Below are 12,838 nucleotides of genomic sequence, written 5' to 3'. Positions count from 1 at the left end.
GTACACACACAAGGCACCGGCATTGCGCGGCGAGACCTCCATGATTCGACCCACCCTGCGATTCGGCTCACACGGCGCCGACGTTTCACTGCTGCAATCGGCCCTGAACCTGTGGACGGCCTCCAGGCTTGCGCAGTTGGTGCCCGACGGGCAGTTCGGACCCAAGACCACTTCGAAGGTCAAGGAGTACCAGGGATTCTGCAAGCTCGTGCCCGACGCCATCGTCGGGCCGAAGACCTGGGGCATGCTCGAAGCGCTGATCGCCCAGCTCATCGGAATGGCGACGCCGCCGCCCGGCGACAAGCCGGCGCCGGCTCTGGGCGACAGCGTGGTCGCGGCGGCGGAGGCGGCGCTGCTCAGGTGGGGATGGACGACCTCGTCCCAGCCCGGCCCGAGCAATGAGCGCATTGCCGCGGCGCTTTGCGCCAATCCGGCGAGCCCGCAGCGTCCGCGCCAGGGCGGCATGGGCCTGCAGAAAATCTTCCAGGACGCGAACGCCGCCGGCGCCTACATCAGCCGCTGCCCCACCATCACCGCGGCGGCCGTGTCGAAGTGGCAGGAAATGGACGCCGGCAATTGGCGCAACGCCAACGACCTGTGCGCCTGGTGCGGCATCTTCTGCATCTACGTGTACCGCACCGCCGGCGTCCATGTGCCGGGCGGCTGGGCCCAGCACGGCAAGAACGTGTTCGACAGCACGGTGTTCCGCCGGATCACCGACTATTCGGCCGTGTTTCCGGGCTGCATCGGCGTGGTGAGCGGCATCGCCCCGGGTGGACGCAACCACCACTTCATCGTCACATCGAACGGCAACGACCGGATGGAGAGCATCGACGGCAATGCCTTCGGCCCCGACCGCAACGACAAGAGCAAGGGCAACAAGAGCGTGATCGCGCGCAACGAGTACAGCTACGCCGCGCTCAGGCAGGAGACGGCGTACTTCCTCGCGCCCGTGTCGGCGGCTTGAAAAAGAAAAAAGCCGCGGGGCCAACAAGGCACCGCGGCATTCCAGCTCAGGCCGCGAGCCTGGCCAGCTTGCGTTCGCTCATGCGCTTGGCAACGCGCGGCAGCACCAGCACGGCCACGATGATCACCACCAGCGCGATAGACATCGGCCGCTGGAAGAACACCGCGGCGCTGCCCTCACCGATGGACATCGCGTTGCGCAGTTGCGCTTCGGCCAGCGGCCCGAGGATCATGCCCACCACCACGGGAGCGGTCGGGAAGTCGAAGCGCCGCATCGCCACGCCGAGCAGGCCGATGCCGTAGAGCAGGAACAGGTCGAATGCGCTCTGGCGCATACCGTAGGCCCCCACCGTCGCAAAGATCAGGATGCCGGCGTAGAGCTGCGGCTTGGGAATCTTCAGCAGCTTGACCCACAGGCCCACCATCGGCAGGTTCAGCACCAGCAGCATCACGTTGCCGATGTAGAGCGAGGCGATCAGCGCCCACACCAGCGCAGCCGAAGTGGTGAACAGCTGCGGCCCCGGCTGGATGCCGTAGTTCTGGAACGCGCCCAGCAGGATGGCCGTGGTGTTCGACGTGGGAATGCCGAGCGTGAGCAGCGGGATCAGCGCCGCCGTCACAGTGGCGTTGTTGGCGGCTTCGGGGCCGGCCACGCCTTCGATGGCGCCCTTGGTGCCGAACTCGGCCTTGGCTTCTGCATCCTTGGCCAGCTTCTTTTCGGTCGCATAGCTCAGGAAGGTCGGAATCTCGGTGCCGCCGGCTGGAATGCAGCCGAACGGCGTGCCGATGGCAGTGCCGCGCAGCCATGCCGGAATCGAGCGCTTCCAGTCGCGTCCCGTCATGTGGACGCGGGTCAGCTTGTTCTGGCCCTCGACCACCTTGCCCTCGTAGAGCACGGCGTACAGCACCTCCGCCACCGCGAACAGGCCCACGGCCACCAGCACGATCTCGATGCCGTCGAGCAGCTCGGGAATGCCGCCGGTGTAGCGGCCCTGGCCCGAGATCTGGTCCAGGCCGATGCAGCCGGCCGCCAGGCCGATGAACAGCGCCGTCATGCCGCGCAGCGTGCTCTTGCCGAGCACCGCACTCACCGTGGTGAAGGCCAGCAGCATCAGCAGGAAATACTCGGGCGGCCCGAGCTTCACGGCGAACTCGGCCACGAACGGCGCGAACAGCGTGACGATCACGGTGGCGATGGTGCCGGCCACGAAGGAGCCGATGGCGGCGGTGGCGAGCGCCGCGCCCGCCCTGCCGCTCTTGGCCATCTTGTTGCCTTCCATCGCCGTCACCATGCTGGCCGTTTCGCCGGGCGTGTTGAGCAGGATGGAGGTGGTCGAGCCGCCGTACATGGCGCCGTAGTAGATGCCCGAGAAGAAGATCATCGAGGCCGTGATGTCGACCTTGCCGGTAATGGGCAGCAGCATGGCCACCGCCACGGCCGGGCCGATGCCCGGCAGCACGCCCACGGCCGTGCCCAGCGCGCAGCCCACCAGGCACCAGAGCAGATTGACAGGGGTGATCGCCGCGGCGAAACCCGCCATGAGTGCGTTGAAGATTTCCATGTCAGATCCAGCCGGTGGTCGTGAGGCCCGGCAGGTTGATGGCCAGGAACTTGGTGAACATCCAGAACACGGGCGCCGAGATGAGTGCGCCGGTCAGGAGGTCGATGGCCCAGGTGCGCGGCTGGCTGGCCGACGGCTGGCCGCCCGCTCGGCGCAGGCCCTGCACCGCCAGCACATAGCACAGCGTGCAGCTCAGGATGAAGCCCAGCGTGGTGATCAGCGCCGCGTTGAGCAGCAGGCCGGCCGATACCCAGACGAAGCCCGGCCAGTAGGCATGCTCTGCGCCCGTAGGTGCATCGAGCTCGCGAAAACCGCCGGTGCGCGCTTCCCAGAGAATCCACGCGCCGCACAGCGTGAGCACGCCCGACACCAGCCAGGGCAGGAAATTGGGACCGACGCCGCCGTAGCCGGCCTCGGAAGAAATGCCGATGGCGCCGAAAGCCAGCGCCAGCCCGGTCAGCAGCACGCCGGCCCCGACCAGGGTTTGCGGCCACGTGGCCGTGGGGGGCGGCGCGGCCAAGGAGTCTGGAGTTGTCATTTTTTCTCCCGGGATGTGGAACTGGATTTGAAAACGGCACGCTGTCGTCTCTTTCGAGGACAGCGCGCCGTGAGGCGGCCAGTGGTGCGAGCCAGGTTCAGATCATGCCGGACTTGGCCATGATGGCGCGCAGGCTCGCGAAGTCGTCATCGACGAACTTGGCAAAGGCCTCGCCCGAAAGCACGGCCGGCGTCCAGTCGTTCTTCTTGAGCGATTCGGCCCACGACGGGCTCTTGAGGGCGGCCAGCACCATGTCGGTCAGCGCCTTGCGCTGCTCTGCGCTGATGCCGGGGGCGCCATACACGCCGCGCCAGTTGCCGATCTCCACGTCGATGCCCTGCTCCTTGAGCGTGGGCACGTTGATGCCCGGCAGGCGCTGGGCCGACGTGACCGCAATGGCCTTCATCTTGCCGGCGGCGATGTATTCGGCGAACTCGCTGTAGCCGCTGCCGCCGATGGTGACGTTGCCGCCCAGGATGGCGGCCGTGGCCTCGCCGCCGCCGCGGAAGGCCACGTAGTTGATCTTGGACGGATCCGCGCCGACCTTCTGCGCGATCATGGCCGCGGCAATGTGCTCGGTGGAGCCGCGCGAACCGCCGCCCCACTTGACGCTGCCCGGGTCCTTCTTGAGCTGCTCGACCACGTCCTTCATGGTCTTGAACGGCGAGTTGGCCGGCAGCACGAACACGTTGTATTCGGTGGTCATGCGCGCGAGCGGCGTGGCCTGCGAGAGATTGACCGGCGGCTTGCCGGTGATGATGCCGCCGAGCATGACGGAGCCCATCACCATGAGTGCGTTCGGATCGCCCTTGGAGCCGTTCACGAACTGGGCCAGGCCCAGCGCGCCGGCGGCGCCGCCCTTGTTGTCGTAGGTGACCGTGTCGGCCAGCTTGGCTTCGGTCAGGGCCTTGCCCAGCGCGCGGCCCGTGGTATCCCAGCCGCCGCCCGGGTTGGCTGGAATCATCATCTTGACGTTGGCTGCGGCGCGTGCCGACAACGGCAGGGCTCCGGCGGCGGCCAGCGCGGCCAATGACTTCAAAAAGGTGTCGCGACGCATCGTTGTCTCCTGAGAACTAAAGAAAACCTGACTTGGACCTGAGCCGCTATCATGCGCCGCCCTGCTGTCAGTTGGCTGTCCACCGGACTGGGGAAAACACCGAAGTACCATTCCCCCACCACACCCCATGAAGCTGCTGCTGGTCGAAGACGATCCCTCGATGCAGGTCACCCTGCAGCGCGCCCTCGCCCGCAGCAAGATCGATGTGCGCATCTGCGGCGACGGCGCCCTGGCCGTCGAGCAATGGCGAGAGCTGGAGCCCGACGTGGTGGCACTCGACCTGAGCCTGCCCAATCTCGACGGCCTGCAGGTGCTGGCCCAGGCGCGCGCCGCGGGGCTGCGCACCCCCGTGCTGTTGCTCACTGCCCGTGGCACGGTCGGCGACCGCATCATGGGCCTGAATGCCGGCGCCGACGACTACCTGCCCAAGCCCTTCGATCTCGACGAACTGGAAGCGCGCATCCGCGCATTGCGCCGGCGCCACCAGAATGCCGGCGCCGACGCGGGCCCGAACCCGCAGGAAGTGGGCGGGCTGCGCTTCGAACCCGAAAGCGGCGCCATCTATCACAAGAGCGGCATCCTGGAACTCACGCCGCGCGAACTCGCGCTGCTCAAGGCGCTGATGATGAAGCCCGGCCATGCGGTGAGCAAGGAGCGGCTCTTCGAACTCGTGTTCCCGGGCGAGACCGAAGTGCAGTACGAGGCCATCGAGGTGGTGGTGTATCGGCTGCGCAAAAAGCTCGCGGGCACCGGCGCTGCGCTGATGACGCTGCGCGGGCTGGGCTACCTGCTGCGCGCCGAGCCATGAAGAAGGCCCTGTCGCTGCGCGCGAGGCTGCTGTTCGGCATTCTCGCGCCGGTGGCGCTGTTCATCGTGATCAACAGCGTGAGCCTGTACCGTCAGAGCCTGGCCGCGGCCACCACGGCCTACGACCGCACGCTGCTCGCGTCGGCCAAGACCATCGGCGAGCAGCTCGACGTGGAAGGCTACGACGAGAACGCGCGGCTGCGCGCCATCGTGCCCTATTCCGCGCTCGAGGCCTTCGAGGCCGACAACCGCAGCCGCCTTTTCTATCGCGTTTCCGCGCTCGACGGCGAGATGGTCTCGGGCTTTGCCGAGCTGCCGTTCTGGCGCGGCCGCATCCCCGACCGCGGGGCCTATGCGGCCCTGGTCGACTTCTACGATGCGCGCTTTCGCGACCAGCCGGTGCGGGTGGCGGTCATGCTGCAGCCCGTCGCCAGCGCGCGCGGCCGCGGCATGGCCGTGGTGCAGGTGGCCGAAACCCTGGAGCTGCGCGAAACGCTGGTGCGCAAGCTGCTGGTGGACATGCTGTGGCGCCAGCTGCTGCTGATGGGCGTGATCGCGCTGGTGACCGTGCTGGTGGTGCAGCGCGCCACGCGGCCGGTGCGTGAGCTCGGCGAAGCCATCGAGAAACGCGCGGCCGACGACCTTTCCCCCATCGACGCGCCCGATGCGCCGCGCGAGCTGCGCCCGCTGGTCGACGCCACCACCGAGGTCATGGGCCGGCTGCAGCGCCTGCTCGACCACCAGAAGCGCTTCGTGCGCGACAGCGCCCATCAATTGCGCACGCCGCTCGCGGTGCTCAAGGCGCAGGTGCAGTCCGCGCGGCGCGGCGACGTGCCGCCCGAGCAGGCGCTGGGCGAGATCAGCCAGACCGTGGAGCGCGCCACCACTCTCGCCAACCAGATGCTGTCGCTTGCCAAGGTCGAGCAGCTGCGCCAGCAGCCGGAGTCGGTGCCGCTGGAACTCGGCGAGGTGGTGCGCCAGATGGCGCTGGACCTGTCGCCGCTGATCGCCGACAAGGCGCTCGACTTCGAACTGGCGATCGACGGGCCCGTCACGGTGCGCGCGCACCGATGGATGCTGCAGGAGCTCACGCGCAACCTGCTGCACAACGCCATCAAGCAGAGCCCGCGCGGCGGCGCCCTTTCGGTGAGTGTGCGCAGCGAAGGCCAGGAAGCCGTGCTGACCGTACGCGATGAAGGGCCCGGCATTGCGGCCGAACTGCGCCAGCGCCTGTTCGCGCCGTTTTCCGCCGGCGACACGGCCAGCGGCTCCGGGCTGGGCCTGGCCATCTGCCGTGAGATCGTGCTCGCGCTCGGCGGGCGCATCAGCCTCGACAACCGCAGTACGCAGGAAAATTCCGCACACGTCATCGGTCTCGATGCTGTCGTGCGGCTGCCTGTCTACCACCACAATCCCTGAACATATGGATCGCCTGCGCATCGACAAATGGCTCTGGGCCGCCCGCTTCTTCAAGACGCGCTCCCTGGCCGCGGATGAAATCGGCAAGAACCGGGTGCAGGTCAACGGCGACGTCGCCAAGGCCTCGCGCGAGGTCAAGCCGGGGGACACGGTGGCCATCCGCCTGGGCGCCGTGACGCGAACTGTCACGGTGCGCGGCCTGAGCGGCCAGCGCGGGCCGGCGCCGGTGGCGCAGCAGCTTTATCAGGAAACGCCGGAAAGCATTGCCGCGCAGGCGGAAATGCGCGAGCAGCGCCGCATGGGCAGCGAGCCGGCGCTGGCCATCGAGCAGGGCCGGCCCACCAAGCGCGACCGGCGCGAGCTCGACGGCGCGGCGCGGCATGCCGAATGGGACAGCCGCTGGAGCGCTTCCATCGATCCGGACGAGAGCGAACGCTGACCGGGCGCCGATCGCGTACGCTGCGTGCTTTTGCACGGAGTCCGGATTCATGGCCAGCTTCAAGAAGTACCGCGTCGACAGCAAGTTCAAACTTTCGCAGGTGGACCCCGGCGAATCTCCGTTCCTGGACGGCGACGAAGCCGCCCAGTTCGCCGAGATCGATACCCTGGCCATCGAACTCGACGAAATGCAGAACCTGCTGCATGCCGAGGGCCGCCGCAAGGTCCTCCTGGTGCTGCAGGGCATGGACACCAGCGGCAAGGACGGCGCCGTCCGCTGGGTCTTCTCGCGCACCTCCCCGCTGGGCGTGCGCGTCACCGCCTTCAAGGTGCCCAGCGACGACGAGCGCGCGCACGACTACCTCTGGCGCTGCCATGCGGTGGTGCCGCGCAGCGGCGAGATCGCGGTGTGGAACCGCAGCCACTACGAGGACGTGCTGGTGCCCGTGGTCGAAGGCTGGATCGACAAGGCCGAGACCCAGCGGCGCTACGCGCAGATCAACGATTTCGAGCGCCTGCTCGTCGAGACCGGCACGGTGATCGTCAAGTGCATGCTGCACATCGACAAGGACACGCAGCGCGAACGCCTGCAGGCGCGCATCGACACGCCCGGCAAGCAATGGAAGTTCAATGTGGGCGACCTCGAGGTGCGCACCAAGTGGAACGCCTACCAGCAGGCCTACGACAAGGCGCTGCGCGCCACCTCGACCGAGCACGCGCCCTGGTACGTGATACCGGCCAACAACAAGCGGCACCGCAACCTGATGATCGCGCGGCTCCTGATGAAGATCCTGCGGCAGATGAAGCTCAAGGCGCCGCCCGCCGACCCGGCCCTCAAGGGCATGCTCATCAAGTGACGAGCGCCGGCCTCAGGAGGAGCGCCGGACGGCCGGGGACTGGCCCAGCACGCGGCACTTGCCGAATTCGCAGCGCACGGCCCAGGCCGTGCCGTTCGAGCAGGGCACGCTGTACGACTCGTAGCCCGGGCCCTTGGCCGTGAGTTCGGCGCGCGGCTGGATGCTGCACTGCCCGGCCCTCGCAAGCACTTCGGCGTTGTAGGTGTCGACCCCGGTCCTGCGCGGCGCCATCGCCACTTCCGGATTGAAGGCATGGCCGTAGAAGGTGTCGCGCACGTTCGGGTCGAGGTTGCGGTAGCCTCGCTTGGCCATGCAGTGCACCACCGCGATCTGCTGGTGCTCGGCAATCAGGTCTGCGCTGGGCCGGTAGGACATGTCGATCACCGCAGCCGAAATGCCGGTATACGAGGCCGCTGCCACGATGCCCTGTCCATGCACCGTGATCAGGCCCAGGCCCAATGCGAGCCACATGGCGTCGCCGGTTTCGCTGCGCGCGGTGATCCGCATCGCCGCCGTGCGGCAATCGGCCACGTCGCTGTCATAGCGGGCCCGGTCCACGCCTTCCATGGCGACCATGGGCACGTACGACAGCCCCGATCCGGTGCCGGGTTGCGTCGGCGTGGGCGGCGTGCTGGCGCACCCTGCCAACGCAACAACGGCGCACACGATGCTCAGCAGCAGCTTCATGGAGATCCCTCGTCCTCTTCGCGATAGTTCAGGCGATTTAACCATACAGATGGTTACTTTTGAGCCTGCTTTGTCGCAAAGTTGCGACGGACGAGTTGCTGAGTGCTTTTTGCTGACAGTGGAACAGAGCCCCTGCTACCTGGACCGCGCGGCCGTGCGGCGCTTGCCGGCCGGCGCGGGGCGAAGCGATTCGAAGGCCTCGGGCAGCGACAGCACGCGGCCGCAGTTCACCGCCTGGTAGCCCGGCAGCCGGTTCACGGCGCTCTGGTAGGCCTCGCTCTGCAGGATGTCCAGCATCCGCCGCACGATGGGCGCGGCGAGCGAGCGCTCCTCGCACAGCAGGAAATAGCGCTCCACCTGGTTGGAGATGAAGTCCAGCTTGAACTGGCGCGCCGGCGTTTCCACACCGTAGCCCGCATCGGCCATGCCACTGGCCACGAAAGCCGCGACCGCGGCATGCGTGAACTCGCACTGCTCGTAGCCCTTGATGGCTTCGGGCGCGATGCCCTGCTCGCGCAGCTGCAGGTCGAACAGGTAGCGCGTGCCCGAGCCCGCCTGCCGGTTGATGAAGCGGACATCGGGACGCGCCAGGTCGGCCAGCGTGTAGATCTTCTTCGGGTTGCCGGGCGCCACCATCAGGCCCTGGTGCCGCGTCGCCATGCCGATGACTTTCTGCGTATCGGCGTTGAGCCACGAACCGTAGTGGGTGACGGCTTCGGCCTCGAACGCGCCGAGCGGCACATGGAAGCCCGCCACGTCGCAACTGCCGTGGTGCAGCGAGGCCACGGCTTCTTCGCTGCCGCAGTAGCGCAGGTCGCCCGGCACTTGCGCCGCAGCCAGGAATCCGTGCAGCGCCTCGATGGCGAAGCCATGGCTGGCGTGGATGCGCAGCAGCGTGGGCGCGGTGGGAATCAGCTTCTCGATTTCCGCGCCCAGTTCGGAGGCCAGTGAATCCAGCAGCGGCGACAGGCGCGCGGTGATGCGGCGGTCGGCCCACACCAGCTTTTCACCGAGCGGCGTGAGGCTGGAGCCCTTGCCGCGCTGCATGGCCACCAACGGCTGGCCGAACATGGCTTCGCCCTGGCGGATGAGCTCCCATGCATGGCGGTAGGACACGCCGGCTTCCGAGCAGGCACTCGACAGGCTGCCGTGCTCCAGCACCTTCACCAGCAGTTCGATCACCCGCGGCGCCAGGGCCGCGCCGTCGGGTTGGCGAATGGTCCATTGCGGCTTGATGTGCACTTCATGCATAAGTTTCGGCTTTTCAAAGCATATTTAGTGTGCTGAACAGCTCATATTGTGGCACTCGATGCTGCTCCATACACTCGCGCAACCACGAGTACGCAACTCCATATTTAGGAGATTGAAAGCATATGACAAACCTGGGCATCGCGGCATCCATCGCCGCCGCGCACAAGGACATGCCGGGCGGGCTGCTTCCCGCACTGCACGGCATCCAGGACGCGCTGGGGCATGTTCCGCCCGACGCGGTCCCGCTCATCGCAGAGCAGTTCAACCTGTCGCGCGCCGAGGTGCATGGCGTGGTCAGCTACTACCACCACTTTCGCTCTGCCCCGGCGGGCCGGCTGCTGGTGCAGGTCTGCCGCGCCGAAGCCTGCAAGGCCATGGGTGCGGACGCGCTGCTCGAGCATGCAAAAAAGCGCCTGGGCTGCGACGTGCACGGCACTTCGGCGGACGGCCAGTGCTCGCTGGAGCCGGTGTCCTGCCTCGGCCTGTGCGCCTCGTCGCCGTCCATCGCGGTGAACGATGAGGTGCATGCGCGCATCACGCCCGCGCTGTTCGACGAAATCGTCGAGGAAGCGCGGAACGCATCATGACCGTCACCCTCTATGTCCCGCGCGACTCCGCGGCACTGGCGGTCGGCGCCGAGCGGGTTGCCAAACAGATCGCGGCGGAGGCCCGTGCGCGCAATGCGGATGTGCGCATCGTGCGCAACGGCTCGCGCGGTCTCTTCTGGCTCGAAACGCTTGTCGAAGTGCAAACACCGCAAGGCCGCGTGGCATACGGTCCGGTTACGCGCGCTGACGTGGCCGGCCTGTTCGACGCGGGCTTTCTTGGCGGCGGCGCGCATGCGCTGAACCTGGGTCTCACGGAAGAGATGGCCTACCTGAAGAAGCAGGAGCGCCTGACCTTCGCCCGCATGGGCGTGACCGACCCGGTGTCGGTGGCCGACTACGAGGCGCACGAAGGCTTTGCAGGGCTGCGCCGCGCGCTGGCCCTGGCACCGGTGCAAATCGTGCAAGAGGTGCTCGACTCCGGATTGCGCGGCCGCGGCGGCGCCGCCTTTCCGGCCGGCATCAAATGGAAGACCGTGCTGGCTGCAGTGGCGCGTCAAAAATACATCGTCTGCAATGCGGACGAAGGCGACTCGGGCACGTTCTCGGACCGCATGACGATGGAAGGCGATCCGCTCATGCTGGTGGAGGGCATGGCCATCGCCGGCATTGCAACGGGCGCGACCGTGGGCTACATCTACGTTCGCTCGGAATACCCGCATTCGATTGCCACCCTGAACGAGGCGATCCGCAATGCGGAGCAGGCAGGCTTTCTGGGAGACGACATCCTGGGCTCGGGCCACAGCTTCCGCCTGATCGTGCGCAAGGCGGCCGGCGCGTACGTGTGCGGTGAAGAGACCGCCCTGCTCGAAAGCCTGGAAGGCCGCCGCGGCATCGTTCGCGCCAAGCCGCCGCTGCCGGCGCTGCAGGGTCTGTTCGGCCAGCCGACCGTGATCAACAACGTGATCACGCTGGCGTCGGTGCCCCTCATCCTGGCGCGCGGCGCGGACTTCTACAAGCACTACGGCGTGGGCCGCTCGCGCGGCACGCTGCCGTTCCAGCTGGCCGGCAACATCAGGCATGGCGGCCTGGTCGAGAAGGCCTTCGGCCTGAGCTTGCGCGAACTGCTCCACGACTTCGGCGGCGGCAGCGCCAGCGGCCGGCCGATCAAGGCGGTGCAGGTGGGCGGCCCGCTGGGCGCCTATGTGCCCGAATCGCAATGGGACCTGCCGCTCGACTACGAGGCCTATGCCGCCGTCGGCGCGGTGGTGGGCCACGGCGGCATCGTGGTGCACGACGACACGGCCGACATGTCGCAGCTGGCCCGCTATGCGATGGAGTTCTGCGCGATCGAATCCTGCGGCAAGTGCACGCCTTGCCGCATCGGCTCCACGCGCGGCGTGGAAGTCATCGACAAGATCACCAGCAACCAGAACCGGCCGCAGCAGGTCATTCTGTTGCGCGACCTGTGCGACACGATGCTGCACGGATCGCTTTGCGCCATGGGCGGCATGACGCCGTACCCGGTGCTCTCGGCCATCAATCACTACCCTGAGGACTTCGGCATCGAAGCCCCCGACCGCGCTGCGGCATGACCGGCAAGACGAACAGCAACCATCTTGTATGACCAACTCAAGCTGCCACCGCAAAGTCGTCGCGCCAAGGTTGCCTGGTTCTGGCAATGGCGTTGAGGATGATGAGCAGCTTGTGCATGCATGCCACCAAGGCGACCTTCTTTGGCTTGCCTGCGGCCAGCAGGGCCGCATAGAAGGCCTTGAGCACGGGATTGAATCGCGTGCCTACCAAAGCGGCGACGTACAGCACGCGGCGCACGTCCGCGCGTCCACCGAAGATGTGACGCTGTCCGCGCAAGGTGCCCGAGTCGCGGTTGACTGGAGCCAGGCCCACCAGGGAAGTGATCTGCTTGCGGTTGAGCTTGCCCAGTTCGGGCAATTGCGCCAGCAGGGTGCTGGCCGTGGTCGGCCCCACCCCCTTGACCGAGGTCAGCAAACGCGCCAGGTCTGCGTGATGTGCGTGCACGTGCTCGCGCAGCTCGCCGTCCATGTCGTGAAGCTGGGCGGCAATGGCATCCATGATCGCCAGGATGCTGGCCTTGGCCTTCGGATGAGCCAGTGCAAGGCGTTGGCGTTCGGCCACGAGCATGGCCACCAGCTGGCGTCGGCGGGCCACCATGGCGGTGAGCTCACGCTGCTGCTCGTCGGCCAGCGCGCGTGGCTCATGGCCCTGGGCGTCCAGCAGTTCGGCGAATCCGCGAAGCATCTGCGCGTCGATTCGATCGGTCTTGGCCAGCTTGCCCATACAGCGCGCGAAGTCGCGCGCCTGTCGCGGGTTAATGACCGACACGCGCAGACCAGCGGCTGCCAGCGCGAGCGCCAGACCCTGCTCATGGCCACCGGTGGCCTCCAACAGGATCAGGCGAGGTGCCAGCGGCACGAGCACCTGACACAACTCGGCATGACCGGCCTCGTCGTTGCCCAGGTTCAAGGTCTGTGTCTCGCCACTGGCGGCCACCTCGAAGCTGGCCTTGGCGATGTCGATGCCTACGTAGACAGGTTCACTCATGACAGTTCTCCGGCTCCCAGCCTTATGAATACGAAATGTGTTCGATCAACCATTCGGGATGCAGCAGAACAAAGAGACCACCACCGCGCGCCCTGTGCTGTAGGTCGAGCTCGGGCTCGCAGGAGACC

13 protein-coding genes are annotated in these 12,838 nt (G+C 67.1%); 7 read left to right on the top strand and 6 right to left on the bottom strand.

What is annotated here, in order from left to right:
* The first annotated feature begins 40 nt into the window (after window positions 1-40).
* Complete coding sequence (locus L1081_RS05950) at window positions 41-967, top strand: peptidoglycan-binding protein (RefSeq protein ID WP_489415628.1); 927 nt, start codon at window positions 41-43, stop codon at window positions 965-967.
* Window positions 968-1,013: 46 nt separating this feature from the next.
* Here L1081_RS05950 and L1081_RS05945 read toward each other — a convergent pair whose 3' ends face one another.
* The 3 genes from L1081_RS05945 to L1081_RS05935 all read right to left on the bottom strand — a co-directional run bounded on the left by L1081_RS05945 (window position 1,014) and on the right by L1081_RS05935 (window position 4,123).
* Window positions 1,014-2,528, bottom strand: coding sequence for a tripartite tricarboxylate transporter permease (locus L1081_RS05945; RefSeq protein ID WP_489415627.1), 1,515 nt, complete (start codon window positions 2,526-2,528; stop codon window positions 1,014-1,016).
* Between the two features lies 1 nt (window position 2,529).
* Window positions 2,530-3,066 carry a tripartite tricarboxylate transporter TctB family protein gene (locus L1081_RS05940; RefSeq protein WP_489415626.1) on the bottom strand — a complete coding sequence of 179 codons (537 nt, stop codon included), beginning with the start codon at window positions 3,064-3,066 and terminating at the stop codon, window positions 2,530-2,532.
* Between the two features lie 97 nt (window positions 3,067-3,163).
* Window positions 3,164-4,123, bottom strand: coding sequence for a Bug family tripartite tricarboxylate transporter substrate binding protein (locus L1081_RS05935; RefSeq protein ID WP_489415625.1), 960 nt, complete (start codon window positions 4,121-4,123; stop codon window positions 3,164-3,166).
* A gap of 127 nt (window positions 4,124-4,250) precedes the next feature.
* On the opposite strand from L1081_RS05935, the gene L1081_RS05930 reads away from it, so the two are divergent.
* The 4 genes from L1081_RS05930 to L1081_RS05915 are packed head-to-tail and all read left to right on the top strand — an operon-like array spanning window position 4,251 to window position 7,644.
* Window positions 4,251-4,931, top strand: coding sequence for a response regulator (locus L1081_RS05930; protein WP_489415624.1), 681 nt, complete (start codon window positions 4,251-4,253; stop codon window positions 4,929-4,931).
* Window positions 4,928-6,349 (top strand): sensor histidine kinase N-terminal domain-containing protein, encoded by a 1,422-nt coding sequence (locus L1081_RS05925; protein WP_489415623.1) that lies wholly within the window; start codon window positions 4,928-4,930, stop codon window positions 6,347-6,349. Before L1081_RS05930 ends, L1081_RS05925 begins: the two co-directional genes overlap by 4 nt.
* Before the next feature lie 4 nt (window positions 6,350-6,353).
* On the top strand, window positions 6,354-6,788 hold the full coding sequence (hslR, locus tag L1081_RS05920; RefSeq protein ID WP_489415622.1) for an Hsp15 family ribosome-associated heat shock protein: 435 nt from the start codon (window positions 6,354-6,356) through the stop codon (window positions 6,786-6,788).
* A gap of 49 nt (window positions 6,789-6,837) precedes the next feature.
* Window positions 6,838-7,644 (top strand): PPK2 family polyphosphate kinase, encoded by an 807-nt coding sequence (locus L1081_RS05915; RefSeq protein ID WP_489415621.1) that lies wholly within the window; start codon window positions 6,838-6,840, stop codon window positions 7,642-7,644.
* Between the two features lie 12 nt (window positions 7,645-7,656).
* On the opposite strand, the gene L1081_RS05910 is transcribed toward L1081_RS05915, so the two are convergent.
* Both L1081_RS05910 and L1081_RS05905 read right to left on the bottom strand, forming a co-directional pair.
* Complete coding sequence (locus L1081_RS05910; RefSeq protein ID WP_489415620.1) at window positions 7,657-8,331, bottom strand: hypothetical protein; 675 nt, start codon at window positions 8,329-8,331, stop codon at window positions 7,657-7,659.
* 135 nt (window positions 8,332-8,466) lie between these two features.
* Window positions 8,467-9,582, bottom strand: a complete 1,116-nt coding sequence (locus L1081_RS05905; protein ID WP_489415619.1) for a substrate-binding domain-containing protein — start codon at window positions 9,580-9,582, stop codon at window positions 8,467-8,469.
* A gap of 122 nt (window positions 9,583-9,704) precedes the next feature.
* On the opposite strand from L1081_RS05905, the gene L1081_RS05900 reads away from it, so the two are divergent.
* Together L1081_RS05900 and L1081_RS05895 are read left to right on the top strand one after the other, a co-directional pair.
* Window positions 9,705-10,169 carry a formate dehydrogenase subunit gamma gene (locus tag L1081_RS05900; RefSeq protein ID WP_489415618.1) on the top strand — a complete coding sequence of 155 codons (465 nt, stop codon included), beginning with the start codon at window positions 9,705-9,707 and terminating at the stop codon, window positions 10,167-10,169.
* Window positions 10,166-11,722 (top strand): NADH-ubiquinone oxidoreductase-F iron-sulfur binding region domain-containing protein, encoded by a 1,557-nt coding sequence (locus L1081_RS05895; protein WP_489415617.1) that lies wholly within the window; start codon window positions 10,166-10,168, stop codon window positions 11,720-11,722. The genes L1081_RS05900 and L1081_RS05895 overlap by 4 nt, the downstream gene beginning before the upstream one ends.
* A 37-nt stretch (window positions 11,723-11,759) precedes the next feature.
* On the opposite strand, the gene L1081_RS05890 is transcribed toward L1081_RS05895, so the two are convergent.
* Entirely contained in the window at window positions 11,760-12,710 is a 951-nt protein-coding gene (locus tag L1081_RS05890) for an IS110 family transposase (protein ID WP_209503614.1), read from the bottom strand.
* Between the last annotated feature and the right edge of the window lie 128 nt (window positions 12,711-12,838).

The sequence above is a fragment of the Variovorax sp. MSC1_012 genome, from assembly GCF_023667525.1.
In the GTDB taxonomy this organism is placed as follows: Bacteria; Pseudomonadota; Gammaproteobacteria; order Burkholderiales; family Burkholderiaceae_C; genus Variovorax; species Variovorax beijingensis_B.
Note: the sequence above shows the minus strand (reverse complement) of the source record. Positions and strands in the feature narration are given on the sequence as shown.